This window comes from Gemmatimonadaceae bacterium (assembly GCA_036273715.1).
In the GTDB taxonomy this organism is placed as follows: domain Bacteria; phylum Gemmatimonadota; class Gemmatimonadetes; order Gemmatimonadales; family Gemmatimonadaceae; genus JADGGM01.
On record DASUHB010000011.1, the window covers coordinates 39,770 to 66,167 of the forward strand.

A 26,398-nucleotide genomic window follows, 5' to 3' on the forward strand; every position below is an offset into this window, starting at 1 on the left:
CGCTCGCCGAGATTCATTTCGTCAGCGGCGTGGATACGCCGAGCTTGAACCCGTCGAGATCCTTGAAGTGGAACATGCGCACGCCCCACGGGCGATCGGCCGGCTCATCCAGGAGCGTCCCTGCCCCGGCAGCCTTGATCCGCGCCGCGGCAGCATCGACATCGGCGGGTCCGTTGACGTTGAGCTGGAGGTAGAGCCCCTGCCCCTTGATGCGGTCCCAGCCCAGCTTGCCGTCATCCTGGTTCAGGATGATCCGAATGTCGCCCGCACTCATGGCGGCGCCGGCGACTTTTCCATCGCGATCGAACGTCTGCGCCACGATGAAGCCTAACACATCGCGGTACCAACGGATCGACGCCTCGACGTTCTTGCAAGTGAGCGAACAACCCATGCCGGTCGCATGAAGGGTCGGCGTGGAGGCGGGTGCTGGCGCAGTCGTGGTCATCGGGGTCCGGAGGTTGAGGTGTGTGGGGCCGGTCGAATGATAACAGCGAACGCGTGTCGCTGCCTTCGAGAAATGACTCCCGGCCCGATCACCCTCGCCGTTACTGTCCCGAGCTTTCACCCAGAGCGACGAGCAGCTCGTCCAGCTGGTCGAACGTCTCGACCATTGCATCGGCTGCTCCGGTGCCGGCAGCGTCGAGCGCTTCCTTCGAAGGATGGCTCTCGCGCAGGACCACGAGCGTCTTGCCGCCCTGCTCGTCGAAAGTCACCGTGGTGACAGGGCCGGCCTCGCCACCTTCCTCATTGGTCCACGCGAGGCGCGAATACGGCTTGACTTCGACATACGTGCCGAAGAACGCGACCGGCTCGGGGCTCGCGTCGAATACCAATCGGTACTTGCCTCCGACACGAGCATCCACCTCGCAGGACAGCAGCGTCATGCCGATCGACTTGGGCACCCACCACCGCTTGAGCAGCTCGGCCTTGGTAAATGCCTCGAACACGATGCGCGCCGGGCCATTGATGGTCCGCGTGACAACCACCTCGCGATCCGACGTCCGTTCTACGGTAGTGCGGTTCTTCACGGGGCCGGGCTTACGTTCGATTTTTGCGTTCATCGCTCTTCTCCTTTCGTGAAAGTTCCTCGACAATCTTGTCCAACTCGTTGAAGCGTTCGTCCCAGCGCCGGCGATACCGCTCGAGCCAGGCCGTCTCGTCTTCCAGGCGGCGCGGGCCCAGCTGGCACTTCCGCACGCGCCCGGCCTTTTTCGTGGTGACGAGCCCCGCCTGCTCCAGCACGCCGACGTGCTTCTTCATGCCCGTGAGCGTCATGTGGAACTTCTCGGCGAGGTCCGTGATCGACGCGTCGGTTCGTCCGAGCTGCTCGAGCACGCCGCGCCGCGTGGCGTCCGAGAGCGCCGCGAACGAGGCATCAAGGCGGGTGGTCGTATACTGAACCATACGGTTCAGTATTTAACGCACGCGGTCGCGGCGCGCAAGGGGTGGCCGCGAAGGACTCGTGAGGCTCGCCGTGGGCATTGACGCCTAACGGGTCAAAATCCGTTGTGTCGGTGTTCGGCGGCCGATGGACCGGCTCGCGCCTTTGGAGGCGCGCAGCTTATGCCACAGCGTTAGCCACCTACAACATCACTCTTGGTCATGAGCGCTGAACATTCGGGTTCGGCTCTGGTGGACGCGTTCGTGCGGCCCGAACGTAAAGCGCGGCTCCGCAGCCTCCTGGCGAGCGCGAAAGGGCGCGCGAAGCTCCGAGTCGGCCTCGCGCACTTCCGCTCGAGGAGGCGCTCGCGTTGGTCGTGGGGCGCGGCATCGGTACATTCCTCTCCTGCATTCCCGGACGGCTGGCGTACTTCGAGGGCGAGGATGCCGGTGCGCGTTTCATTCTCGACCACGCTGGCTAACGAATTCTTCCACCGGACAAGCGCGAGCGGCCTACCATATGGGAGCTCGCCCTGGCAAGCCCTGCTCGGATCAGCGATCATTGCGCATGGCGAGCCGCCGCTGTCTCCTGTCTGCGCTCACGTTTTGGTGCGTCTTGCTCGCGTGGGCGATATGGATCACGCGCGAACCCAAGCATGCTATCGCGTTCGGGTTCGGCGGGGGATGGTTGTTTACCCTGTTCGCCACGCTACTCCAGGACCTTGGGCGCCGGCGGTTTCAGCCGCCGATCGAGCAGCGCGCAATTCGGAGCATCGTTGCCCTGCAAGTCCTTGCTGGCGGAATCACGGCTGCAGGATGGTGGGCGTCCTGGTTTTGCGAGCCGGTCACGTACGTGCTCGCACGACTGGGCTTCTACACGCTGCTGGCGGCGCCGCTCGTCCTCGCGTGGCTATCGGGATTCGTTCACGGCGTGCGTTGAACCGGCGTCCCCGGACTTGACGGTTCCTCGCCCGGAACGAACGCTTCGTTATCTTGCGTGGCCATGAACCCAGACCAACCGCGCATCGTCCGTGCTCCGATCTCACGTTCGGAACTGACGACCCTTGCCGCATCTCGCTTCGGCGACCTCGTCAAGGCGGTCGTCGACATCGCGCGCGGCATCATGGCTGTCAGCGGCGAGTTGCACTCGGATGAAGAAGCCCTCCTGTTGGACGATGGCTCGCAGCAGCACGACCTGTGGGGAATAAACCTCTACCCTGCTGAAGCCGGCGAGGATTGGATCGAGTTTGACTCCGTGATCAACGTGCGCCCCTCACAAAACAATCGCAGCCGATCCGTCGAGGACGAAAACACGCGCGCGACCATCCGGCGTGTCGTCCACACACTGGTGCCGGACGCATGAGCGCCAACACGATGCTCCATGCCGACGCGGCGCGGCGCTGGAACACGCTGGAACTCGTGGAGCAGCTCGCACACGTCGGGAGCGAGGTCGACCGGGCGATCCGAGCGTACAACGCGGGGAATCGTAACCGTTTCGACGGTGCGCTCGCGCGCGCGCTCGAACTGTTCGACTTGACGGCAGCGGACAACCGCTGGCGAGGTGCGCGTCGGCGCGAGATCCTGCGAGCACGATCCGAGTTCTGCCGCCTGTTCTTCGACGAATCGGTCTCTCCGGATTCAGCCGCTGGTCTGTCCCGCTACTTCTTGCACTTCGCGATCGCGGCGCGACGGCACGCACCGTAGTTGGCCCGCTGACACTCACTTCGCGCTCCGACCATGAGACCAAGTGACGCTGTCCTGGTCGCGATTCTGGCCCTGTACTTTCTGGTTGTCCTGCCCGTCGACGCTGTCCTCCTGCGCCGGGCCGGCGCTCGCATCCGCGAACGCCATCCCGCCACGTGGGATGCATTGCGGGTGAAGTCCGTCCACTCGATTGCCTTCGTGCAGTTCGTCCGCGGCAAGCGATACCTGGCACTCGACGACCCTGAACTCACGGCGCTCCTCACGCGGAAACGGCGCTTTGATGTGCTGACGGCGGTCGCGTTCGTTGCCGCGGTCGGCGTGGTCCTCGTCATGCAACGAGCGACGAGGTCGTGAGTACGTGTCGGCGTGGTCACGCGCTTCATCACAGAGTTTCTACCTACTTTGTAGGCAAAAACTCGGTGATGCGCTTGCGGCAGGCAGGTAGGCGCGCAACTGCCAGTCTTTCCTGTCCCTCAGCGCCGAGCCGTTAGGCGAGAGAGTCGGTCTAATGCGCACCGTCCGCGACGGGGGTCTGCGCATTCGCATTCCGACCATACTATAGTAGGGAGCTCCATTTGTTTCTGTCCGGCGATGATTGCCGATGGGCGCCTGAGGCTCGCCTAACGACGTGTCGCCGCGTGGTCGCGGCGAGGTACGGTTTTCGCGGGCTCGCTCCCGACCAGACCGACCAGCGAATCCGAGCGACCATGAAACCTCATCTCGACGTGATCACCTTGGCGGTGCGCGACCTCGAACGGGCCGTCGCGTTCTACCGCGACGGCCTCGGCCTTCCGACGAAGGGCATCGTCGCTACTGAATTCGAGGCAACGGCCGAGGACGCGGCCGGCGCGGCGGCGTTCTTTGAAATGGAGAGCGGCCTCCTGCTCGCGCTCTATCCACGTACGGAGCTCGCCAAAGGAATAGGTGAACGTGCGATACGGGATCGCTCTCTCAGATGGTACGTCCGTCGCCTGTATCGTCAGTTCCAGCATGCTCGGGCCGATCCTGGAGCATCAGGTTGCGCGCCTGTCGTCTCGACACCATTATCGAGGGCCCGACGCCGACCGCTGCGACCGCCGCCGCTGGTTGGGCGTTAGGCGGATGCCACCTTTCGATGAAGATTCGGCCATATGACGACGGCGACTGGACGGAGTGGCTCCGCTTGAGTGTGGCACTCTTCCCTGAGTACTCGGCGGCCACTCATCGAAGCGTGGTATGTCGACCCGGATGCGAGACGCCAGGGGCACGGTCGCACGCTGATAGCGGCAGCTGAAGCGTGGGCGGTGGCCCGTGGCTACAGCGAGATGGCCTCGGACGCGCTGCTGGACAATTCGGTGAGCCACGCCGCGCACAACCAACTGGGCTACGAAGAGGTCGGTCGCGTGGTGCAGTTTCGGAAAGTGCTGCTGGGGTCGCAGCGGGCTGCGCCGTCTAACCAGTACCTGTTCTTCATCTCTAACCACGGGAGCTGATTTTGGACTTGATCGCAAGCACGGCGCTCACCGCGAGCCTCACGCTCGCTGCCGCGGGTTTTCTGCAGGCGCAGGACACGGCCGCCGCGTCCAGCGAAGCCGTCACGCTTCCGTTAGCGCACGGTGAGCTCGCCGGCACGCTCCTCATTCCGCGGCCGACCGGCCCGATGCCTGTCGTGCTCCTGGTCGCCGGATCGGGCCCAACGGACCGCGATGGAAACCAACGAGGCGTTGGCCCGTCGTCGCTCCGGCAGCTTGCCGAAGCACTGGCGACGAAACACATCGCGACGCTGCGCGTCGACAAGCGCGGGGTGGGTGGCAGCGTCTCTGCGGCGCCTTCCGAGGCGGAGCTCCGGTTCGAGATGTTTGCCGATGACGTCGCGGCTTGGCTGCGTTTCCTCTCGAACGACCACCGCTTCTCGAGTGTCATCGTCGCCGGTCACAGCGAGGGCGCCTTACTCGCGCTGCTGGCGCTCCACACCGCTCCCGCGGCCGCCTACATCTCCCTCGAGGGCCCGGCGCGTCCGGCGAACGAAGTGCTCCACGATCAGCTTGTGCCGCGGCTGCCGGCGCCGCTCATGGCGGAAAGCGACACGATACTGGACCGCCTAACGCGCGGCCTCGTCACCGACTCGACGCCACCCGCGCTGGCCGCGCTGTTCCGCCCGAGCGTCCAGCCGTACTTGATTTCCTGGTTTCGATACTCCGGGCAGTCCGAAATTGCTCGGCTTGAGATCCCGTGCCTCATCGTGCAGGGCTCGCATGATCTACAAGTTGCGCCCTCGGAGGCCGATCTGCTCGAGCGCGCCAACCCGCGCTGTCAGATGGCGCGCATCGATGGCATGAACCACGTGCTCAAGCAAACGCCTGCAGACATGGCCGGTCAGATGGCGAGCTACCAGGGACCCGATGTTCCGCTCGCGACAGGACTCGTAGACGCAATTGCGTCGTTCGTGGCCGGACTGCACAAATGAAGGTCCGGCGAAGGCCGCCACTTTCACGTTTCGCTGTCGCCGCACTCGCCCTCGTCGCCTGTAAGAACGACGCCCGCTCTCCGCTCCAGCTGGCCGAGCTCGCCGGAACGTGGACGATGACAGCCACCAATGCCGCGAACGACTCGACACTCGTGACGTACGAGATGACGGCGACCGCCGACACCGCCGGCTGGTCCATTCTGTATCCAAACCACACGACGCCGATCGCACTGCGCGTTCGCACCGATGCCGACAGCATCATCATGGATGCAGGGCCATACGCCAGCACTGCCCGCCAGGACGCGACGGTCACGATTCATGGTGTGCTATACCTGCGCGACGCGAAGCTCGTCGGCACCGAGTCGGCGTACTACAAGGTTGGGTCGACCGAGTCGGTGGTGCACATCAAATTGGCAGGAACGAAGGCCAGGTAGTCATCGCGCCACCACACGCCGCTCGATAGTCTTGATTCATGTCCACAAATACTTAGGTATTGACCTTAGTATGGCCTCGTGATACCTTCCCTCCGTACGACCACGCCACCCAACCAGCCAGCGGTGTCGCAATGATGCAATCCGCAGTCGCCGACGATGTGTTCTATGCCCTGTCCAACTCGACTCGGCGGAAAGTCCTCGAGCACCTGTCATCGGGACCAGCCACGGTCAGCGAGCTGGCAGCGCCGTTCGACATGAAGCTGCCCTCGTTCGTGCAGCACCTGTCGGTGCTCGAGCGGAGCCGGCTGGTGAAATCGACGAAGCGCGGACGGGTCCGGACGTACGAGATCACCCCCGAACGATTCAAGGTCGCCGAGCACTGGCTAACGGAGCGGAGGAAAACGTGGGAAGCCCGGTTAGACCGGTTCGACAGATACGTCAAACACCTCAAGGAACGGGAGTCGACACGATGAGCGCCCAAGCCACGATCGATCCGAAACGTGATTTCGTCATCGAACGCTTCATCGACGCGCCCAAGCGCCTGGTGTGGGAAGCGTTGACCAAGCCGGAACACCTCAAGGAGTGGTACATGCCCAAGCCGTGGGGCACCGTATCGAAGTGTGAAATGGACCTGCGACCGGGCGGCAAATTCAGCATCGACATCCGAACGGCAGACGGACGCGAGGCCCCGAACCTCGGCTGCTTCCTGGAAGTCATTCCGACGGAGCGGCTCAGTTGGACGTCCATGTTGTTCCCCGGCTATCGCCCAGCGATCTTCGACGACGTTCCGATCACGGCCATCATGACGATGGAAACCGTGGGAACCGGAACGCGCTACGTGTTCACGGCCCTGCACCGGGACGAAGCCGACTTCGAGAAAAACAAAGCGTCGGGTTGGCGGCGAGGGACGGAGATCGCGCTCGAGCAGTTCGTGGCGCACGTGCAGTCCATGAAATAACCGCGTGCCTCACGCGCGCCCCGTACGACCGGGGCGCGTGCGGGCTGCCGCGGGCTCCGACGCGTTCCGGCGGAACGGATAACCGCGCGCGGTGAGCGGCGCCGGCGGGCGATGACAAGCCCGACCGTTCGGCTATGGCCGCGGCGGCGCCGCCTTTCGTTAGGCGTGCGTCAGTCCCCGCGCATCGCCTCGATCGGGTTCACCCGCGCCGCCCGCCGGGCCGGAATCCAGCTCGCCGCGAGCGCAAAGAACACGAGCACCGCCGTCGCGCCGCCCAACGTCACCGGGTCGGTCGGCCCGATCTCGAAGAGGAATGACCTGAGGAACCGCGCGACGATGGCGACGAGCACGAGTCCCACCGCCACGCCGCCGACACCGAGCGCCAGTCCCTGCCTCGTCACCATCGCCGCCACCGATGCCGGTTGCGCGCCTAACGCAATGCGGACGCCGAGCTCGCGGCGCCGGAGCGTCACGATATAGGCGATCACGCCGTACAGGCCGATCACGCCCAGGATCAGCGTCACCGCCGCCGCCACGCCGAGGATGATCATCGTGAACGTGAGGCGCGCCATCGATTTGTCCATCAGTTGGCGCATCGTCGCGACGTCGAACGTCGGCAGCGTGGGATCGATGTCGTGGACCACCGCTTCCATGGCCCGAGTCGTTGTCACCACGTTTTCGTGCGTGCGGACCACGAGCGCCATCGTCTGTTGCACGCCGCCGAACGTGGTGTCGCTCCCAACCGACTCGGATTGGTAGATCTCGGGTGCCGGCGGTGCGGCCAACGACGTATCGCGAACATCCCCCACCACGCCGATCACCCGCAGCGGTACGCTCGTCGGCAGCTCGCGGACGGTCTTGTCGAGCGCGTTCGCGCCGGTCGAGTCGTGGAAGTACACGCGCGCCGCCGTGCGGCTGATGACCACTTCGCCGGGGCTCTGGCGCCGGATGTCACCGAAGCCGTGTCCGGCGAGGATCGGCATGTGCATCGTCGAGAAATAGCCGCTGTCGACCATGCTGTAGATCGCGAGCGGGGGAATCTTCGTTCGATCGGCGACATTGCCTTCGGCGTAGGTCGGATCCCAGTTCATGCCGTTGCCGGCGAGCGGGAGATGTGCCGTTAGGCCAACGGATGTCACGCCCGGGATCTCGGCGGCCCGCTGTGCGACCTGGGAATAGAACTGGACGATGGCGGTGTCGTTGGGATAGCGTTGGTGCGGCGCGGTGATCCAGAGCGTGGCGAGGCCGCCGGCATCGAAGCCCGGACGCACCGTGATGAGGCGCTCGAAGCTCCTGAGCAGGAGTCCCGAGGTCGCGAGGACGACGAGGGCGAACGCGATCTGCGCGCCGACGAGCAGGCTGCGGGCCCGCTGGCGCGCGCGGCCGGTGGTGCCGCCGCGATCGCCTTCGCGCAGTCCGGAGTAGACGGGGCCCCGGAGGAATCGCACGGCGGGCACGAGGCTGCAGGCGAACGCGACGAGCACCGTCGTGACGACCGTGAAGGCGACCACCTGCCATCCGACGTGGATCTCGCTCAGGCGCGGGATCCCGGTCGGTCCGCCGGCGACGAGCACCCGGACGCCGGCCCATGCGCCGCCTAACCCCAACACGGCGGCCACCGACGCCAGCACGATGGCTTCGGCAAAGAACTGTCCGACCACGCGGCGGCGGCCGGCGCCTAACGCGGCCCGCACCGCGAATTCGCGATGCCGGGCGTCGGCGCGGACGAGCATCAGGTTGGCGACGTTGGTACACGTCACGAGCAGCACCAGCAGGGCCGTGGCCGCGATCATCCAGAGCGTGCGAGAGACATCGCCGACCACATCCTGCCGCAGCGGCGTGAGAAACGGCACGGGCTTGGCCTGGTTCAGCACCATCTGCGTCGTGACCCCCTGCACCATCATCGGGGTGACGTCGGCGAACCGCGGCAGCACGGCCTTGAAGTCGCGCTCGGCCTGCTCGATGGTGACGCCGGGCTTGAGCCGCGCGACCGCGTTGTAGTTGAAGCCGCCGCTCTGGGGATCGGTCGGATCGAGGCGCAGCGGCACCCAGAGCTTCGTCGTGTTGTCGGGGAACCGGAACGACGCGGGCATGACGCCGATGATTTCGGTGCTGCGGCCAAACATCAGGACGGTCTTCCCGATCACCTTGGGGTCGGCGCCGTAGCGCGACCGCCAGAGCCCATCGCTCAGCACGGCAACGCGGGCTCCGTTAGGCAGATCCTCCTCGGCTGAGAACCAGCGTCCGAGCTCGGGCGGCACCTCGAGCACCTGCGCCAGGTTCGCGGTCGCCTGCGCGTCGTCGAGGTGCGCGGGCTCAGCGCTCCCCTGCGGATCGACGAGATCGACCGAGTTCGACTGGTAGGCAGCGATGCCCGAAATCGTGTGGGCGTAGCGCTGGAACGTGAAAAAGGTGCCCTTCGTCTGCTGTGCCTGATTGAGTCCAACGGACGGGATGTGAAACCAGGCGCCGACCAGCTGTCCGGGATCGCCATACGGAAGCGGCCGCAAGAGCACGGCGTCGACGACCGCGAAGATGGCGGTCGCCGCTCCGATCCCGATGGCGAGCGTGAGGATGACGGACGCGCTGAATCCGGGCGCGCGGCGAAGCGAGCGCCAGGAGTGCCTGAGCGACGAGGGCAGGCCCATGGAAGAGTCTCGGGTGTGTGAAGACACCCGGACTACGAGTGCCGGCGGTCGCGTGTTTCACGTGCGTCACCCGATCGCCCGATCCGCCAGCGCGCGGGCGAGATCCATCGTGCTGACGATGCCTTCCAGCTTTCCGCCGTCGAGAACGAGGACGCGATGGACGCCGCGGCGCCGCATCACATCCGCGGCCGTGACCACGCTGTCGTTAGGCGCAACGCCGATCGGGTTGCGCGACATCGCTTCCTCGACCACGTGCTCGTCGTACAAGCGCCGCTCGACGAACTCCGGGTCGCGCATCCGATCGTCGACGTCGGCATCGTCGTCGGCCAGATCCATGTAGAACGACGCCGCAGCGCGATCCTGGCGTTCCGAGGCGTCGCCGCCGTCGGTCGGCGACGTGCCGGCGTCCGCAACCACCTCGTCGGGCGCGCTGGTGGTGAAGTCGATGATGTCGCCCAACGAGATGACGCCGACCACCTTGTTCCCCCGGCACACCGGCGCGCCGCCGATGTGCTTCGCCGAAAAGAGCTCGGCCGCGTCGCGGAGCGTGGTCTCGGGCTCCACCGTGAGCACCGTTCTGGTCATGATGTCGGACACCTTCAGCATGGGACACCGCCTTGTTGTCGCGTGGATTACAGCACAGCGTGCGGGACATCAGCGTCGCAAGCTCCGTGCGCGGCTACACGCGGCCCATCGGTGCGGCTCGATCTGCCTCAGGCCGACGGCAGGTCGAGCCACGGTGTCCAGGCCCGCGGCTGATCAGCCGCCGTCGTGCCCCAGGCGCGCAGCCGTGTCACGCTGCGCTCGCGCTGCATCGGTTAGACCGGCGGCGTCCAGGGCGCGCGCGAACACCATGCGTATCGACGCGTTCCTCGGCGCTTGCTCCACGCCGGCGCCGTACGCGGCGACTGCCGAGTCGGCGAGGCCTAACTCTTCGTAGGCATTGCCGAGCACGACGAACCGCAGCGGGCCGCCCCCAGCTTCCGCGACGCCATTGTGCGCGGTGACTTCGTCCACGACCGCGCGCGGGCCCCGCACCGTGAGCAGCGTCGTGAGATACGTGAGGCGAAGCCGGGTCGACGTGTCGTTGGCCGCGCTCGCCTGCGCCAGCACCGGTAGTGCCGTTGCGGCGCGATGGTCCGCGAGCAGATGCGTGGCATACTCGAAGGCCAGGTCTTCCTTGTTAGGCGCGAGCCGGACGGCGGTATCCATCTCCGCCAGCGCCAGCGCTTCCTGCCCGTGGCGCCCATACCAGCGCGCCAGCTGGATTCGCGGATGGAAGGCGCGCGGGTCGGCGGCGATGCCCGACGCGAACAACGCGTCTTCGCTGCGCCACACGCCCGCGTCGCCGGTCGTGCGAACGAGGCCGGCGATCGTGACAAGTGCGACGGCGGCCGCCGCCAGCCTGGGCGCGCGGCGGATGGCGCGCCGCGCCAGTTGGTCGGTGAGGGCGCCGAGCATCCAGGCAAGCAGCATCACGGCGCCGACCGACGGCAGGTACAATGTGCGCTCGGCAAGCAGCTGGCCGGTGGGTACGAGCAGGTTCGATGCCGGCAAGTAGCCTAACAGAATGAACGCCAGCGCCGCCGCGGGCCGCCGGTCGGTTCGTCGCACGGCGGCGGCGACACCGCACAGAATCACCAGGACTAACGACGCGCCGGCGCGCAGCGTCGGCGCATGCTGCGTCGGGATGGCCGACGGGCCGTAGTGCATCATGAGATGCGCCGGCCAGAACAGCAGCGCGGCGACGGTGGGCCACGCCGATGTCATCGTCCAGAATCGCGCCGCGGTGGACACGCCGGCGATGCCGTCGGCGATCATGCCGGCCGGCGGCGACCATTCGCCCAGCACCGCGCCGCGCGCAATCGTCATCACGGCGAGCGCCGCCGCGCAGGCCAGCCACACGCGCCAGCCGCGACGCAGCGCGTCCGCCATGCAACGGGACGCGCCGTCCGCGGCCGGGCGCCACGCCCAGAGCGCGACGAGTCCTAACGCAGGTGTCGCGGCCGCGCTTTCTTTCGCTCCGATGGCCAGCGCATAGAGGACGCCGAGCAGCACCGCCGTCCGCCAACCCAACGGCTCGTCGGGCGCGCCGCGATCTCGTGCGCCTAACAGAATGAGGACGAACCCGAGCGCCAGCAGCGTTGCCAGTACGTCGGCCGAGCCGACGAGGCTCGCCACCGCTTCGACGTGCACCGGGTGCACCGCGAACAGCAGCGCGCCGCAGAGCGCCACCCTCGGCGCCAGCGCGAACGCCAGCAGCGCGAACACCGCCAGCGCCGCGGCGATGTGCACGCCAACGGCCCACACATGGAACGCGAGCGGCCGTCCGCCACCGACGTTCCAGAGCGCCGCGTAGATGAATTGCGCCACCGGCCGATACAGGCCCGCCGGTCCGGATACCGCCGGCGGCCAGTACGGCAGCGCCCATGCCTTGATCAATCCCGCGGGCGTGTGCAACGCCGTATTCGCGACGATGATCGAGCCGTCGTCGTACACGAACGGGTAGGCGAGCGTGCTCAGATACGGCAATGCCGCCACAGTACCGACGAGGATTGCCATCCAGCGAGTGGGCCGGGTCACCAGTAAGGCGGGTTGGGCTTCGACGCTCTCCATACGTCAGACAGACTCCCCGCCAAAACGCCCGTAACCCGCAGGCAACGGATTACTTCCGCGGAGACACACACGCCTTCGTGAGCACCGTTGGCACGCGGAGCATAGTAACACCAGCAATAAGAGGACGACCGCCCCATAGAAATACCGCCGGCCGCGAAACACTCCCCTTCCCGTTCCGTAGGAGTGGTCGTACTGGCGCGCGTCGCGCCCCCCACCTGGCGCCGGAGACTCCGATGAGCGGACTCGTTCGCGACCTGCAGTATGCCTTCCGCCGGCTTCGCACGCGGATCGGTTTCACCATGATCGCAGTCGTTTCGCTCGGCCTGGGCATCGGCGTCAACACCGCCGCGTTCAGCTTGATCGACGCGGTGATCCTCCGAAAAACGCCGACCGTCCATTCGGAACGGGTAGCGGAGCTGGATCTCACCGATCACGGACAGATCTCGGGACCACTTTCGTATCCGGACCTGCGCGACTTGCGCGAGGCAGGAGCCGGCGTCTTCAGCCAGCTGGCGATCGAGCAGTTCAGCATGTTCCCGCGGGACGCCGGCGACCACGTCGAATCGCTCACCGGGGAGCTCGTCAACGGCGACTACTTCCCGCTGATCGGTCTCGAGCCCGCGGTTGGGCGGCTCCTCGGACCGCAGGACGACATCGCGCGCGGCGCGCACCCGGTCCTGGTGCTCGGCTACACGTACTGGATGAGCGACTTCGGCGGGCATCGCGACGTCGTTGGGCGGGAGATGCGGTTAGGCGGCCGCGCGTACACGATCGTCGGCGTCGCACCGAAGGCCGTCGAGGGGTTGCTCCCCGGCCTGCTGCCCAAGGTGTACGTCCCCATCCAGATGATCAATCAGCTCGAACCCTCGCCCGACGACCAGCTCGCCGAGCGCGGCAATCATTCGTTCTTTGTGAAGGTGCGGCTGGCCGATGGGCAGTCGTTCGCCGCGGCCAATGCGGTGATCGAGCGCTACGTGCGGGACATGCAGCGCGAGTACCCGAATTCGTGGCCGTCGGGCATGGGCGTGCGCGTCATTCCGCTCTCGCACATCGCGGTGAATCCGATCGTCGACGACATCGTGGTGCCCGCGGCGGCGGCGCTGATGGTCGTCGTGGGTCTGGTGCTGATCATCGCGTGCGCGAACCTGGCGAGTTTTCTGCTGGCGCAGGCGCGGGACCGGCGACGCGAGATCGCGATCCGGCTGGCCATCGGCGCGACGCGGCGCGCGCTGATGCAGCAGCTGCTGGTCGAGTCGCTGGCGGTGGCGGCGGCGGGCGGAGCGTTAGGCATTGTGCTCTCGCGCCTCGCGCTGCACGTGCTCCTCACGGCCAACCTGCCCATTCCGCTGCCGATCAACCTCGACGTCGGCATCGACGGCCGCGTGCTGGCGTTCGTGATCGCGACGACGGTCGCGGCGGGGGTGCTGTTCGGGTTGTTGCCGGCGCTGCAAGCCACGCGGCCCGACGTGGTGGAGACGCTCAAGAGCGAAAACACGGGCGGCAACGGCGGCCGCCGGTTCACGATGCGGAGCGGACTCGTGGTGGCGCAGACGGCCGGCTCCCTGGTGCTGCTCATCACCGCGGCGCTGTTTCTCCGCAGCTTCGCCGCGCAATCGAAGGTGGACGCCGGGTTCGGCGCGGCGCCGGGCGGTCTGGTCTGGATGGCGCTGCCCAGCGAGCAATATCCTGCCGCGCGCCGGGCCCAGGCCGTGGCGGAGATCGAGCGGCGGGTACGGGCGCTGGACGACGTGAGCGGCGCCGGCGTGATCAGCGACATGCTGCTCAATTCGTTAGGCAACAACTCCGAGCGCATCCGCGTCGACGGCGTCCAGCCGCCGCCCGGCCACACGGCGTTCGACATCGACTACACGAGCGCCGATTCCGGCTTCTTCGACGCCGCCGGCCTCACACTGGTGCGCGGGCGGGTGTTCAATTCGTCGGACACGCCGGCGCGCGAGCGGGTGGCGCTGGTGAATCAGGCGATGGCGGACAAATTCTGGTCCGGCGGCGACGCGATCGGCCGGACCTTCCGCAGCGACTCTCTCGAGTATCACATCATCGGCATCGTCAAGACGACCAAGGTCCGTTCGTTAGGCGAAGCGCCGAGGCCGCTCATCATCGCCGCGTACACGCAGGACGTGACGCCGTTCCTGAACGTCGTCGTGCGCTCGCGCGGCGACGCGGCCGCCGCGACGACGCGCGTACTCGCCGTGCTGCGGGCGCTCGATCCGTCCTTCATCATCTATCAGGCGAAAACGATGGCACAGCTGCTCGGGACGCAGCTGCTGCCGGCCCGGTTAGGCGCGGTGGCGTTCGCCCTCTTCGCCGCGCTGGCGCTCATCCTGGCGATGATCGGCGTCTACGGCGTGGTGCGCTACGCGGTCGCGCGGCGCTCGCGCGAGGTCGCCATCCGGCTGGCGATCGGCGCGCGGCCCGACAGCGTCGTGCGGCTGCTCATGCGCGACGGCGTGATGCTGGTAGGGATCGGCGCCGCGATCGGCCTCCTCGTGGCGGCGGCAGCGGCCCGCGCACTCCAGTCGCTGTTGTTCGGGGTGGCGGCGTTCGATCCGGCGGCGTTCCTGATCGCGCCGGCGCTGCTGCTGGCGATCGGCGCACTCGCGGCCTTCCTGCCCGCGCGACGCGCAAGCCGCATCGATCCAGCGAGGGCGTTCCGCGCCGAGTGATGGGTAGCAGAGCGTCGAGAGGGAAATCGCACACGCGATCTCCCTCCCGACCGGTGAGGCTCGTCTACTTGTTCTGGATGTTGAAGGAGTTCGATGCAACGGGCGCGCCCGCTACACCGTCGAAGCTTCCCGCTATGCTGAGCTGATATCCGCCGGCTTTCGTCAACGAGACGCCGGTGAAGGTGGCAATCCCATCGGCGCCGGTGGTCCGCGTTACCGTCGCGCTCGGTGTGCTCGTGCCATCGGCGAAGAACGCGATCGAGCTGCTGTTGCCGACGATGCTCAGCGTCACCACCACGTTTGGTAGTGGGGTGCCGTTGAGCGTCGTGACCGCGACCTGAATCGGGTTGCCGTTGGCATCGGCCAGGGGCGCGCTGTTGGTGCCATTGGCAATTCCCTTCACGAACGACAGCGTCACCCGCTGCATGTCGATCACCACACTGGGACTGAGCTCGCTGGCGCCTCCGCCGATTGCGCCGAGCTTGAACGCGGCTTCGGCGGTGTTAGGCGTAACCAGGTTCGCGGCCTGCCGGGCGAGCGCAGCCAGAAACCGCGTGCTCCGCGTGGCGGCGGCGGCAAACGCCGGCGGCGCGCTGCAGGTGAGCGGCCGGAGCGGCAGAATCGCGTCGACGTGCTGTACGCGCAGCGTCGGCGTGACGTCGATGTTGCACACTCCGATGGTGAGCGGCGACGAGAACGCAAGCACGCCCGACGCAATGGTGGGGATCGTGCGCAGCTCGAACGAGCTGCCGACCTCCGGATCGTTGGTCAGGAAGTCCGTGATCTGCGACCCGTAAACGAGGAACCGCTTCGCCTGCGAGGCGGCGCTGATCGACGCGCCCCAGCCTGCCGGCGCCTCGGCGGCCCAGTCGGGCGTCGTGCCGCGCTCGTACGCGCCTAACGAACCATCCGAGGCGTCCTTGCCGCGCACCTCGTACAGCCAGCCCGGTCCCAGGGCGCCGGCCACCGTGAAGTCGCCCGGTATCGTCGCGGTGATGTAGCTCTCCATGCAGCCCAGGAACCCGGTCGTCAGCGCGTTGAACACGGCGCCCGTCGCGCCGCTCGCCTGTGCGCTCGTGCCGCGCATGGCCGCGAGACGCGACAGTCCGTCGAACGCCCTGTCCGTGGCCGCCGCGTTCGGACCGCTCTTCGACAACGACTGCAGGTCGCCGATGATGGTGAACAGCGCATCCTTGTTCGATGCGGCATACGAGCGGGCGTTCTGCTTGAGCGTCGTGAAGTTGCAGCTGACGGCGAGCGGGCCCGTGACGTCGGCCCGTGGTGCGGCGGTCGCGGAAGGCCGGGCCGTGTCGCCGCAGGCCGTGAGGGCCAACACCGATGCAGCGACGAACCCAACCGTAGTGAGGTAGCGCATGAGTTAAAAAGTCTCCGGAACTGCGGGAATAACGTGCTGGTGCAACGCACGTCCTGGTGAAAAAAACTACTCCGTTAGGCGGTATCGGACGGGGCCGCGCAGGACGATCAGTTGGCTCCCTTGAGCAGGGCCTGGTAGCGCGGATCCGAACGAAGGTCCTTGAGCCACCACGATTCATCCTTGGCGGCAAACGCACGCTGCTGCGGGTTCGCCGCCAGGAACCGGGCAACGAGCGCGATCGCGGCATCCTTGTGACCGCTCTGCGCAAACACGATCGATGCGTAGTTCGTCAGCTCGCCGGTGGGATCGATCTGCGGGTCGCCCTCCGATGCCTTGGCCAGCGAGGCAGCACTATCCATCTGTCCGGCGCGAACGAGCGCCAGGGCGACCATCATTTTCCCTTTCAACTTGTCGAACTCCTGCACGTTCGCCGGACTCGCCGCCACGTACTCGTCGTAGGTCTTCCAGACCTCGGCCATGTTGGGCGGCGTGGGCGCGGGCAGCGCATAGAGCCAGAGCTTGCATTCGGTGAAGCGATAGCTCTGCGGGAATCGCGTCCGGCCTTCCGTGCACCAGCGCTCGGCCTCCGGTCTAATGCCGAGGTCGAGCGACGCGAGGAAGAGCCGCAGGATGGTCTTGTCGACATCAGTCAGATACGGGTCAGCCTTGTACGCGTTCTCGGCGGCGAGCTTGGCTTCGGCGAGCTGTCCCTTGTTGATGAGCAGGTGGCTCAGCGTGTTCCACGCCGAGGCCCGCTGGTCGTTGGCCTGCGTCACGGTGCGCAGATCGCGCTCGGCCGACGCCATCAACGCGTCGGCTGCCGCCGGGTTAGGCGCAAGGTTGTACAGCCACTGCAGGTAGTGCAGCGTGCCGCGCGCCTCGGTCGCGTCGATGTTGTTAGGCGCCCGCGAAAGCGCCCGCGCGGCATCGGCGAGTCCGGCGTCGATCCATCTGGTGAAATTCGAGTCGGACGGGCCCACCAGCCGCGCCGCCTTGAAGCCGAGCCACGCCCGGTCGACGCTCGGCGTGGGCCAGCTCTTGTCAATGGACTCGACTGCCGCCAGGGCCGTGTCCGCCGCCGAGAGCTTGGCCACGGCCGCCGGCACGTCGTGCGCACGTACCAGCGCATCCACCTCGGATTCCGTTTGCCGCGCATGCTCAAGCGCGTCCCACGCCGCCTCGTTGCGTGTGCCTACGCGGGAGACCAATTCCTGCACTTCCTGCCCCAGGCGTTTGCGGAGAAACAGCGACACTGTGTGCGCCACCGAATCTTGCAGGTCGAGCGAGCTGCCCATGGGGTGCTCGATGACCGTCTTGTCGATTTGCGTGCCGCTGAGCGCGTCGACGAGCCGCACGGTGACGCGCACTCGCCCCGGCTCTGCAAGCTCGACCGTGCCGTTCACCACCGTGCCTACTTTGAGCGCGCGCGCGATGCTGTCGGTCGGAATCGCATCCTTGCCCTTGAACGCCGCCGATCCGTTGCGCGACGTGACCTTGAGCTGCGGGACGGCGCTCAACTCGTCAATGAGCGCTTCCGTTAGGCCGTCGGCGAGGTAGCGCAGCGATCCGCCGCGGCTCCGATCGTCGAAGTACATCACCGCGATGTTCTGCTTCGCGTAGTCCCCCGAGAGCCCTGCCGGTACGGCGGCGGCGCGGATGTGCGGCCAGGCGAACCATCCCGCCACGATGAGCACGATCATGGTCGCCAACGCGCCCAGCATCCATCGCCTGCGGCGCGGCAGCGCCGCCGGCGGCGCGAACTCGGGTGCCGCTACCGCTGCCGCCGCTGCGCGCCGGCGGCGCGCTGCGCCCTCGTCGTCGGTGAGCGCCGTGGCGAAGTCGCGGCCCGAACGGAACCGGTCCGCCGGGACCTTCGCCAGCGCTTGGATGATCGCGTCTTCCACCGCGTCGGGCACCGTGCCGCGGACGATTCGGAGGCTCGGAATATTGTCGAGCGAGTGGCGCGCAAAGATCGCCATCGCCGTGGGCCCGGTGAACGGCGGCTGCCCGGCGAGCATCTCGTACATGACGCACCCCAGGCTGTAAATGTCGGCCTCCGGGGTGACGTCGCGGCTTCCCATCGCCTGCTCTGGCGCCATGTAGGTTGGCGTACCGACCGTCATTCCGGTGCGCGTGATCGTGTCTCCGCCGGCCACGGACACCGCGCGGGCGACGCCGAAATCCGCGACCATGGCGCCATGGTCGGGGCTCAGCAGGATGTTCTCGGGCTTGATGTCGCGATGGATCACGCCTTTCGAGTGCGCGTAGTCCAGCGCATCGGCCACTTGACGCGCGATCGTGATCGCATCCGAAATCGGGAGCTGCTTCTCGCGTTGCAGCCGCTCGCGCAGCGATAACCCGTCCACGAAGGGCATCGTGTAGTACAGCGTGCCCTCGAGCTGGCCGGAGTCGAGTACGCCGACGATGTGCGGGTGCTGGAGCAGGGTGCCGACTTCGATCTCACGAAGGAACCGATCGATGCCGAGATTCACGGCCAGTTCCGGCAGGAGCACCTTCACGGCTACGAGCTGATCGCGCTCGGCATCGTGGGCGAGGTAGACCGTCGCCATGCCGCCGCGACCCAGCTCACGTCGAACGGCGTACCGTCCGCGGAGTGAAGACTCCAAGGTCGTGAAAGGGCTGCTGCTGACGGACTGCTCCACGCGTGCTCCTTCGAGGAAGCATTGACGGCCAGGCGGCCGGACCGGAGCGGCCGCCACGCCGTGCGAACTGCGGATATCGTCGAGGTTGAACGTCGATTCAGAGGAGACGCGAGCCAGGCGCGGGCGTCCGGTTCATCACTGCGATTTAGCAGGAAAATCTCATCTCTACAGTAAGTGTTTTTAATGGAAATGTGCAACCCGCGCCGGGGGTCAAATCGGACGCTGAGCTGCTGGGCCCTTCGGCTGTGCTGATGGGTGGTTGCCATCGCGGCCTGCTGGCAGCACCGAACCGGGCAGAGATTCGCGCGAAATGGCGAGGCTTCTACTGGGCGGCCGGTGCCGCACCGGTCGATCGGTGCATCTCATCCCGGAATCCGGCTGAGGGCAAACTCGAACGAGGGCGACGTCTGGACTCGTTTCGCGCGCACCAGGAGACCACGGAAGCATCTACGCTCATGAGGACGCGGACAAGGCACGGACACGACGGACAGAGCAACAACAAAAAAGACTCTTGGTTATTGTCCTGTCGTGTCACTTGTGTCCGTGCCGTGTCCGCGTCTTCATGAGCGTAGATGCCGGCTTTCCCACGTTAGGCGTGAGTCACGCAGGCTGATACGTTCCCCACGCCGACGCGAGGGTATCCGAGATCTCGCCGAGGGTGGCGCGCGCGCGCACTGCCGCGACGATGTGCGGCACCACGGCCGCCTGAACGGCACCGTCGGCATACTCGGCGGCGTTCCTGAGCTCGCCTAACGCCTGCTTCGCGGCGGCGTCGTTCCGCGCCGCCCGCGCTGCGCGCACGCGGGCCACCTGCTCGCGCTCGAGCGCCGAGTAGTCGGGCGACGGGACCACTGGAGGCTCCTGATCATCGCTGAACTTGTTCACGCCCACGATCACGGATTCTCCGCGCTCGATCCGCAGCTGCAGCGTGTACGCGCTCTTGGCGATCTCGTCCTGGAAGAACCCGCGTGCGATGGCCTGTTCGGCGCCGCCCATTTCGTCGACGCTGCGCAAGAGGGCGTCCGCCCGCGACTCCAATTCGTCAGTTAGGCGCTCGACGTAGTAGCTCCCGGCCAGCGGGTCCACCGTCGCCGTCGCGCCGGATTCGTACGCCACGATCTGCTGCGTCCGCAGCGCCAGCGTCGCCGCCTGGGCGGTGGGCAGCGCGAGGGCCTCATCGTATCCGTTCGTGTGCAGCGACTGCGTCCCGCCTAACACGGCTGCCAGCGCCTGCACGGCAACGCGCACCACGTTGTTGAGCGGCTGCTGCGCCGTGAGCGTCACGCCGCCGGTCTGGGTGTGGAACCGGAGCCGCGCGCTCGCCTCCGACGCCCCGAACCGCTGGCGCATGATGCGTGCGTACATGCGCCGCGCCGCGCGGAACTTCGCCGCTTCCTCGAACAGATCGCTGTGCGCCGCGAAAAAGAACGACAGCCGCGGCGCGAACGCGTCCACCGCAAGCCCGGCCTGCACCGCCCGCGACACGTATTCCACGGTGTTGGCAAACGTGAACGCCAATTCCTGCACCGCCGTCGCCCCGGCCTCGCGGATGTGGTATCCCGAGATGGAAATCGGATTCCACTGCGGCACCTGCTCGGCGCAAAACGCAAACATCTCGGTGATCAGCGCGAGGCTCGGCCCGGGCGGATAGATGTACGTCCCTCGCGCGATGTACTCCTTGAGGATGTCGTTCTGAATCGTCCCGCTCACCTGGGTCCACGGCACGCCGCGCTCTTCGGCCACCACCAGGTACATCGCCAGCAGCGTCGCCGCCGTCGCGTTGATCGTCATCGACGTCGACACCGTGTCCAACGGCAGATCGGCCAGCAGCCGGTGCATGTCGTCCACCGTGTCGATGGCCACGCCGACGCGTCCCACTTCGCCTAACGCACGCGGCGAGTCCGAATCGAAGCCCATCTGCGTGGGCAGGTCGAACGCCACCGAGAGCCCGGTCTGCCCGGCCTCGAGCAGCAGCTTGAACCGCCGGTTGGTCTCGTCCGCTGTGCCGAAGCCGGCGTACTGGCGCATGGTCCACAGGCGCGATCGGTACATCGTGGGCTGCACGCCGCGCGTGAACGGGAACGCGCCCGGCTCGCCCAGGTCCCGGGCGTAATCGAGGGGCGCGTCGGACGGATGATACACGGGCGCCACGGGAATGCCGGACGGCGTGGCGCGATCGGGAACGGGCGATGCCATGGGGAAGGCCTGCGACCTAACTCAGTTAGACGGCGCTGGCCACGCCCCCCAGCATCTCGCTCGCCAGCTCGACTTCCTCGCGGCTCCCCATGTACAACGGCGATCGCTGGTGCAGCTCGCTCGGCGAGATGTCCATGATGCGCGTCGTGCCGTCCGTCGCCGCCCCGCCCGCCTGCTCGGCCACGAACGCCAGCGGATTGCACTCGTAGAGCAGCCGCAGCTTGCCCCGCGGACTCCGCGCGTTGGCCGGATAACAGAACACGCCGCCGCCTAACAGATTGCGGTGGAAGTCGGCTACCAGACTCCCCACGTAGCGGACGTTGAGCGCCTTGTGCTCCCCGTCGAGACCGCGGTAGCGGCGCATCAGCGCGCGCACGTGGTCGTCCCAGTGCTGCTCGTACGAATCGTTCACGGACAGATATCGCGGCGTCTTCGGGATGCGAATGTTGGGATGCGACAGCAGGAACTCGCCGATCGAAGGATCGAGCGTGAAGCCGTGCACGCCCTGCCCCGTGGTGTACACCAGCATCGTGCTCGAGCCGTAAATCACGTAGCCCGCCGCCACCTGACGACGACCCGGCTGCAGCAAATCTTCCATCTCCGCGCGCGTGCCGCGCGTGATCTTCCGAACCACCGAAAAGATGGTGCCGACGGGAACGTTCACGTCGATGTTCGACGAACCGTCGAGCGGGTCGAAGAGCAGCACATACTTGCCACACTTGAACCCTTCCGGAATCTGAATGATGTCCGGCTCCTCCTCCGATGCCATGCCGCACAACCGGCCGCCATGGTCCATCGCCTTCACGATGATCTCGTTGGCCAGCACATCCAGCTTCTGCTGGACCTCGCCCTGGACGTTCGTCATGTCCGTTGCGCCGAGGATGTCCGCCAACCCGGCCATGCGGACCTTCGTCGCGATCATCTTGGCCGCGAGCGCCAGGTCGTACAGGATCCCCGACAACTCACCCGTCGCTTCCGGGTGCAGTCGCTCCTGTTCGATGATGAACCGCTCGATCGTGACGACCGACGTCGGAGTGTGTTGAACCACGTTACACCTCTCCCCCACCCCTCGGCGGGTCAAAGCGGGAATCGCGAACGCGCTGCGACGCGAATGTGCGGGCTCGAGCCTCGTACAGGTTGTCGTGATACCCGCGACGGAGACTCTCCCAGAGGTACAGAATTGGGAACGCGGTACTGCCTTGAAACTGGTGCACATGCGCCAGTTCGTGCAAGAGTAGTTCCGCATCCAGCGGGACGTCTGGCGCAGCGAAAACCGTGTCCCAGAGCGTGATTGCAGAGACGCTGCGACGCCCGAGAAACCAGCCCGCCACACGTGGCGGCAGACCGCCCGTCCGCAAGCGAATCGCCGCAAGCTCCGGAAAGCGTTCGACGAGCGCGGCCGGCAGCGGCTGCGGCCTGCCGACGAGCACAGTCAACGCCTGCTCGACAACGCCCAACGATCACCTCCTTCCTCGACTTCGATCGACGACCCGTCGGTATGAAGCACAATGCTACCCTCTCGATCCGTCCGCAGCACTACCGCACGTCGCTCGGCCAAGGCGAGCATCACGTTGGCGCTCGGATGTCCGTAGGCGTTGCCGGCGCCGACCGACACGAGCGCGAGGCGCGGCGAAACGGCGTCGAGAAACTCGGCGGTGCTGCTCGTGCCGCTCCCGTGATGACCAACCTTGAGCACGTCCGCTTGCAATGAATCGACGTGCTGGAGCAGCCAATGCTCCTCGCCGCGCTCGGCGTCGCCCATGAGCAGAAAGCGCACGGCTCCGTAACGAACGAATGCGACCACGCTCGCTTCGTTCGGCGCATCCAGGTGGGACATCCATGTGGAGTCCGGCGCGAGCACGGTGATCACGACATCGTCGACGACCAACGAATCGCCCGGGCGAGCGCGATGCCAGCGCACGCCGGCGTCGCGCGCGGCGGTGAGGGACTCGCGGTAAGTCTCGCTCGTGCCGACGTACGCGCCGTCCCAGTAGCGTTCGGGATGTAGCGCCCGCATCACGCTCGCGGCGCCGCCGGCATGATCCGAATGCGGATGCGACAGCACGAACACGCTCACGCCGCCACCTCGTCGTCGCAGATACGGCACCACCGTGGACCGCCCTTCGTCGCCGCCAAGCCAGGAGCGGCCTGCGTCGAAGAGCAGCCAGTGATTGTGCGGCGTTCGGATGGCGATGGCGTCGCCCTGACCGACGTCGATCATGTGCATCTCGACATCGCGCGCCGCACTCGGCGTGAGCGGCATCCAGATCGAACACGCGACCGCGGCAAGCGACGCGATGATCGGCCGCACCGGATAGCGGCTCACGCAGGCGACGAGAAGAGTGATCGACGCGACTCCCGCGCACGCGGCGCCGACAGCCGTGGGGGCAACCGTGATCGCGGCATACGGGAGACTCGCGCCGACACTCGCGACGCCATTGAACGCGACGAGCATGGGATGCGCGGCATCGGCGAGAAATCGGGCGACCGTCAGTAGCGGCGCGAACAGTGTGGCCAGGAAGAGCGTCGGCTGCAGCACGGCGATCACCGGAGCGGCGGCAAGATTGGCGAGCGGCGCGACGAGGCTCACGCGTCCGAACGTCCAGGCGACGATGGGGCCGGTGACGATACACGCGACCACCGACGTGAGCGCTCCGGCGGCCAGGTTGGCGCGCCAGCCGTCCCAGCGGGGCGCGATCCAGCGCCGGGTGAGCCGCGCGCTGGCGATGAGGCTGGCGATGCCCAGCACGGACAGCTGCCAGCCGACGTCGAGCACCGTGCGCGCGCTGCCTAACGGGACGGCGGCGCCGATGGCGAGCGACGCCCACGGCGAGGTGGGGCGCTCGAACAATCGGGACGCCGTGACGACGCCGAGCATCGCGCCGGACCGTACCGCGGCCGGCGGCGCGCCGATCAAGGCGACGTAGAACGCGGTGATGGCGACCGTCGCGATCAGTGCGGCGCCGCGCGGCAGGCGGAGCGCGACAAAGACCACCTCGAGCATGGCGGCGATGATCGCGACGTGGAGTCCCGAGATGGCGAGCATGTGCACGATGCCCGCGGCCGCGAATCGATCGCGAACGGCGGGATCGAGCGACCGCGTGTCGTTGATCACGAGCGCCCGCACGAGCGGCGCATCGGCCCGGAACGTGGCGTCGATGCGGCGACCAACGCCATCGCGCCACGCGATGAGCGGCGAGCCGCCGGAGGTGCGCCGAACGCTGGCGTGCTGAATGCGGATTCCGCGTTTGGACGCCACGCCTTCGCCGTGCACGGACACGCGTGAGCCGGCCGGCGCGACGCCGTGCTCGACGGCGATCGACGCGCGCACCCTGCACCCGTGCGCCTCGGCGCTCGCGGGCACGAAGGCGCCTGGCGCCGCAGCGGCGTCGAGCGTCGCGATCCAGCTGCCCGCGCCGGCCGCCCGCATACGGCACGTTCGCTCGACATCATTGTCCGCTGCAGCGATGAGTGCGCCGGCGGCGACGATGGCGCCGAGCGCCGCCAGGCGCATATCGCGCCTAACGATCGCCGCCACGAGGACGAGGATGCAAACGACCAGTACGGCGAGGACGGCGCTGGCGAATCCGGCAAGCAGCCCGGCGCAGTAGGCGAGAACCGCGGTGGTGACGAGAGGCACGGCCGCTCAACGAGCACGCGGCCGACCGACGCGCGCGCTTACGCCTTGTGTCGCGGGTTCGCGGCGACGCGCTGCATGGCGTCCAGCACGATCACCGCGAGCGCTGCCCGGGTCTGATCGCGCTGCAGATCGACCGAAATGAGCGCCTGGCCGACATCGGTGCCGCCACTGTAGCGCGGGCGCGCCGCGTTGAGTGCAAACGCGATGACGTCCGTGCGGCAGTTGTCGCAGTCGCAGAGCTCCGGATTCTGCACGCGCAGCTCGTCGTAGAGCGCGACCACCGTACCCTCGAGGAGATTCTTCATCCGGCGAGCGGAAGCGAGTGGCCGGCAGAAGCGATGGCGCCGGTGAAGGTCGAGCCCGTGGTGCCAGTGAGCTCGACGGTGAAATACTTGCCCATGAGCGACTCGTCGCCCTGCACGAGAACTGTGCGATGGTGTCGCGTGCGTCCCTGGAGCAAGCCGCCACGGCGCGCGGCCTTCTCGATGAGCACCTCGTGGCGGGTGCCGAGCATTGAGAGATTCCGCGCGCGGGTGGCTTCGCGCACGAGAGCAACCAGGCGGTCGAGCCGATCGGCGGCGACGTCGTCAGGCACCGTGAGATGCGCCGGAAAGCGGGTGGCCGGTGTCCCGTCGCGCAGCGAGAAGCGGAACGTGAACGCATCGTCGAAACCGATTTCGCGGACGGCGCTCAGCGTTTCCTCGAACTCATCATCCGTTTCACCGGGGAAGCCGACGATGATGTCCGTGGTGATGGCCACGCCCGGAATAGCGGCGCGGATGCGTTCGACACACTCGAAATACGTTTCGCGCGTGTATCGGCGGAGCATACGCTTGAGTGTGCGCGACGAGCCCGATTGCATGGGCAGATGCACGTGCTCGCACACCGCCGGCGTATCCGCCATCGCGGCGATCGCCCGGTCGGTGAAATCGTTCGGATGCGGGCTCGTGAACCGCAGCCGGCGAATGCCCGGCGTGCGCCCAACGGAACGAAGCAGATCCGCGAAATCATGCGCGCCATCGTGGTACGAGTTGACCGTTTGACCGAGGAGCGTGATTTCGGTGATCCCCTGCTCGGCCACCAAGCGCGCTTCTCGTTCGACGTCGGCCAAGCTACGACTGCGTTCGGCGCCACGCGTCATCGGAACTATGCAATAGGTGCATTTGTAATCGCAGCCGCGCTGGACGGGAATCCAGGCGCGCACGCCATCGAAGCGGCGCGCCTGAAAATCCTCGTAGTGTTCCTCGAGGTCGAACTCGACCTTGGTGGCGCGCTCGCCTTTGCGCGCACCTTCGATGAGCGCCGGCAATGCGCGGTACCCATCCGGCCCGACCACGAGCTGCACGTGACGCGCTCGCTCGAGCAGGGCCGGACCGAGCCGCTGCGCCATGCAGCCGGTGACGCCGAGCACGGTGTTTCGGCCCATGAAGCGCTTGAGCTCACCCAGGCGGCCCAAGACCCGCTGTTCCGCGTGGTCTCGAATCGCGCACGTGTTGACGAGGATGACGTCCGCGCCATCGGGTCCGCCCACTGGCGTGTAGCCGACCGCCTCAAGATGTCCGTACATGAGCTCGGAGTCGCTCACGTTCATCTGGCATCCGTAGGTTTCGATGTAGACGGTCGGACGGCCTTCGGCGTTCATGACAGGACGTTG

At 66.9% G+C, this 26,398-nt stretch carries 25 protein-coding genes; 10 read left to right on the forward strand and 15 right to left on the reverse strand.

Features of this window, described 5'->3' with window-relative positions; translation table 11 throughout:
• Window positions 1-13 precede the first annotated feature (13 nt).
• The 3 genes from VFW04_01345 to VFW04_01355 form a co-directional block, all read right to left on the reverse strand.
• Window positions 14-445, reverse strand: coding sequence for a VOC family protein (locus VFW04_01345; protein HEX5177947.1), 432 nt, complete (start codon window positions 443-445; stop codon window positions 14-16).
• A gap of 100 nt (window positions 446-545) precedes the next feature.
• Window positions 546-1,028, reverse strand: a complete 483-nt coding sequence (locus tag VFW04_01350) for an SRPBCC domain-containing protein (GenBank protein ID HEX5177948.1) — start codon at window positions 1,026-1,028, stop codon at window positions 546-548.
• Between the two features lie 10 nt (window positions 1,029-1,038).
• The gene (locus VFW04_01355; GenBank protein ID HEX5177949.1) at window positions 1,039-1,404 is read right to left on the reverse strand and encodes a metalloregulator ArsR/SmtB family transcription factor; all 366 of its coding nucleotides are present in this window, start codon (window positions 1,402-1,404) and stop codon (window positions 1,039-1,041) included.
• 544 nt (window positions 1,405-1,948) lie between these two features.
• Here VFW04_01355 and VFW04_01360 point away from each other — a divergent pair.
• The 4 genes from VFW04_01360 (at window position 1,949) to VFW04_01375 (ending at window position 3,438) form a co-directional block, all read left to right on the forward strand.
• Window positions 1,949-2,320 carry a hypothetical protein gene (locus tag VFW04_01360; GenBank protein HEX5177950.1) on the forward strand — a complete coding sequence of 124 codons (372 nt, stop codon included), beginning with the start codon at window positions 1,949-1,951 and terminating at the stop codon, window positions 2,318-2,320.
• A gap of 63 nt (window positions 2,321-2,383) precedes the next feature.
• Window positions 2,384-2,743 (forward strand): DUF5674 family protein, encoded by a 360-nt coding sequence (locus tag VFW04_01365; protein HEX5177951.1) that lies wholly within the window; start codon window positions 2,384-2,386, stop codon window positions 2,741-2,743.
• Window positions 2,740-3,084, forward strand: a complete 345-nt coding sequence (locus VFW04_01370; protein HEX5177952.1) for a hypothetical protein — start codon at window positions 2,740-2,742, stop codon at window positions 3,082-3,084. Before VFW04_01365 ends, VFW04_01370 begins: the two co-directional genes overlap by 4 nt.
• 33 nt (window positions 3,085-3,117) lie before the next feature.
• Window positions 3,118-3,438 (forward strand): hypothetical protein, encoded by a 321-nt coding sequence (locus VFW04_01375; GenBank protein ID HEX5177953.1) that lies wholly within the window; start codon window positions 3,118-3,120, stop codon window positions 3,436-3,438.
• A gap of 266 nt (window positions 3,439-3,704) precedes the next feature.
• Here the strand turns inward: VFW04_01375 and VFW04_01380 are convergent, their stop codons facing one another.
• Window positions 3,705-4,076 carry a hypothetical protein gene (locus VFW04_01380; GenBank protein ID HEX5177954.1) on the reverse strand — a complete coding sequence of 124 codons (372 nt, stop codon included), beginning with the start codon at window positions 4,074-4,076 and terminating at the stop codon, window positions 3,705-3,707.
• A gap of 174 nt (window positions 4,077-4,250) precedes the next feature.
• On the opposite strand from VFW04_01380, the gene VFW04_01385 reads away from it, so the two are divergent.
• From VFW04_01385 to VFW04_01405, 5 genes are all read left to right on the forward strand, one after another.
• A complete protein-coding gene (locus VFW04_01385) occupies window positions 4,251-4,556 on the forward strand; it encodes a GNAT family N-acetyltransferase (protein ID HEX5177955.1) in 306 nt (101 codons plus the stop codon).
• Window positions 4,557-4,558: 2 nt separating this feature from the next.
• A complete protein-coding gene (locus VFW04_01390; protein HEX5177956.1) occupies window positions 4,559-5,530 on the forward strand; it encodes an alpha/beta hydrolase in 972 nt (323 codons plus the stop codon).
• A gap of 116 nt (window positions 5,531-5,646) precedes the next feature.
• Window positions 5,647-5,964 (forward strand): hypothetical protein, encoded by a 318-nt coding sequence (locus tag VFW04_01395; protein ID HEX5177957.1) that lies wholly within the window; start codon window positions 5,647-5,649, stop codon window positions 5,962-5,964.
• A 131-nt stretch (window positions 5,965-6,095) separates the two neighbouring features.
• Window positions 6,096-6,437: a metalloregulator ArsR/SmtB family transcription factor gene (locus VFW04_01400; GenBank protein ID HEX5177958.1), complete on the forward strand. Its 342-nt coding sequence runs from the start codon at window positions 6,096-6,098 to the stop codon at window positions 6,435-6,437.
• A complete protein-coding gene (locus VFW04_01405) occupies window positions 6,434-6,922 on the forward strand; it encodes an SRPBCC domain-containing protein (GenBank protein HEX5177959.1) in 489 nt (162 codons plus the stop codon). The genes VFW04_01400 and VFW04_01405 overlap by 4 nt, the downstream gene beginning before the upstream one ends.
• Window positions 6,923-7,092: 170 nt before the next feature.
• Here the strand turns inward: VFW04_01405 and VFW04_01410 are convergent, their stop codons facing one another.
• The 3 genes from VFW04_01410 to VFW04_01420 form a co-directional block, all read right to left on the reverse strand.
• Window positions 7,093-9,570 carry an ABC transporter permease gene (locus VFW04_01410; GenBank protein HEX5177960.1) on the reverse strand — a complete coding sequence of 826 codons (2,478 nt, stop codon included), beginning with the start codon at window positions 9,568-9,570 and terminating at the stop codon, window positions 7,093-7,095.
• Between the two features lie 66 nt (window positions 9,571-9,636).
• Window positions 9,637-10,176 carry a CBS domain-containing protein gene (locus tag VFW04_01415; protein ID HEX5177961.1) on the reverse strand — a complete coding sequence of 180 codons (540 nt, stop codon included), beginning with the start codon at window positions 10,174-10,176 and terminating at the stop codon, window positions 9,637-9,639.
• A gap of 153 nt (window positions 10,177-10,329) precedes the next feature.
• Window positions 10,330-12,186 carry a hypothetical protein gene (locus tag VFW04_01420; GenBank protein HEX5177962.1) on the reverse strand — a complete coding sequence of 619 codons (1,857 nt, stop codon included), beginning with the start codon at window positions 12,184-12,186 and terminating at the stop codon, window positions 10,330-10,332.
• A 233-nt stretch (window positions 12,187-12,419) separates the two neighbouring features.
• Between VFW04_01420 and VFW04_01425 the strand changes: the two genes are divergently transcribed.
• Window positions 12,420-14,870 carry an ABC transporter permease gene (locus VFW04_01425; protein HEX5177963.1) on the forward strand — a complete coding sequence of 817 codons (2,451 nt, stop codon included), beginning with the start codon at window positions 12,420-12,422 and terminating at the stop codon, window positions 14,868-14,870.
• 64 nt (window positions 14,871-14,934) lie between these two features.
• On the opposite strand, the gene VFW04_01430 is transcribed toward VFW04_01425, so the two are convergent.
• The 8 genes from VFW04_01430 to miaB form a co-directional block, all read right to left on the reverse strand.
• On the reverse strand, window positions 14,935-16,245 hold the full coding sequence (locus tag VFW04_01430; GenBank protein ID HEX5177964.1) for a hypothetical protein: 1,311 nt from the start codon (window positions 16,243-16,245) through the stop codon (window positions 14,935-14,937).
• A 107-nt stretch (window positions 16,246-16,352) separates the two neighbouring features.
• Window positions 16,353-18,965, reverse strand: a complete 2,613-nt coding sequence (locus VFW04_01435) for a serine/threonine-protein kinase (GenBank protein ID HEX5177965.1) — start codon at window positions 18,963-18,965, stop codon at window positions 16,353-16,355.
• A 543-nt stretch (window positions 18,966-19,508) separates the two neighbouring features.
• Complete coding sequence (locus VFW04_01440; GenBank protein ID HEX5177966.1) at window positions 19,509-21,104, reverse strand: methylmalonyl-CoA mutase family protein; 1,596 nt, start codon at window positions 21,102-21,104, stop codon at window positions 19,509-19,511.
• Window positions 21,105-21,129: 25 nt separating this feature from the next.
• A complete protein-coding gene (fbp, locus tag VFW04_01445) occupies window positions 21,130-22,152 on the reverse strand; it encodes a class 1 fructose-bisphosphatase (GenBank protein ID HEX5177967.1) in 1,023 nt (340 codons plus the stop codon).
• 1 nt (window position 22,153) lies between these two features.
• Complete coding sequence (locus VFW04_01450; protein ID HEX5177968.1) at window positions 22,154-22,561, reverse strand: hypothetical protein; 408 nt, start codon at window positions 22,559-22,561, stop codon at window positions 22,154-22,156.
• Entirely contained in the window at window positions 22,537-24,744 is a 2,208-nt protein-coding gene (locus VFW04_01455) for a DNA internalization-related competence protein ComEC/Rec2 (protein HEX5177969.1), read from the reverse strand. The genes VFW04_01450 and VFW04_01455 overlap by 25 nt, the downstream gene beginning before the upstream one ends.
• Window positions 24,745-24,782: 38 nt before the next feature.
• Window positions 24,783-25,049, reverse strand: a complete 267-nt coding sequence (locus VFW04_01460) for a late competence development ComFB family protein (GenBank protein HEX5177970.1) — start codon at window positions 25,047-25,049, stop codon at window positions 24,783-24,785.
• Window positions 25,046-26,386, reverse strand: a complete 1,341-nt coding sequence (gene miaB, locus VFW04_01465) for a tRNA (N6-isopentenyl adenosine(37)-C2)-methylthiotransferase MiaB (GenBank protein ID HEX5177971.1) — start codon at window positions 26,384-26,386, stop codon at window positions 25,046-25,048. The genes VFW04_01460 and miaB overlap by 4 nt, the downstream gene beginning before the upstream one ends.
• Between the last annotated feature and the right edge of the window lie 12 nt (window positions 26,387-26,398).